Source organism: Elizabethkingia argenteiflava, from assembly GCF_009904105.1.
In the GTDB taxonomy this organism is placed as follows: domain Bacteria; phylum Bacteroidota; class Bacteroidia; order Flavobacteriales; family Weeksellaceae; genus Elizabethkingia; species Elizabethkingia argenteiflava.
Map to the genome: position 1 here is coordinate 1 of NZ_JAAABJ010000514.1, position 247 is coordinate 247.

A 247-nucleotide genomic window follows, 5' to 3' on the forward strand; every position below is an offset into this window, starting at 1 on the left:
AGCCTTCTATCATTATCAAACCATGAAAAGGTTCTTTCTATTACCCATCGTTTACTTACAGGTTTAAACTCCTTTTTTGCCAGCTTTTCTTTGTCCCTGCTTACTACTTTTATCAGATAGGAATAAAGCTTATCGGCTTTCTCTATAAATTCTCCTCTATACCCAGCATCAGCAAGGATACATTTAAACTTCATAAGTCCTTCATTTAGCATTCTAATTAAAAGTAGTCCAGCCTTACTGTCATGAA

Annotated in this window: 1 pseudogene; it reads right to left on the reverse strand. The window is 34.8% G+C overall.

The window, feature by feature from the left end:
* Window positions 1-194, reverse strand: a pseudogene (locus GNY06_RS15650) (IS5 family transposase); the annotation flags it as partial.
* Between the last annotated feature and the right edge of the window lie 53 nt (window positions 195-247).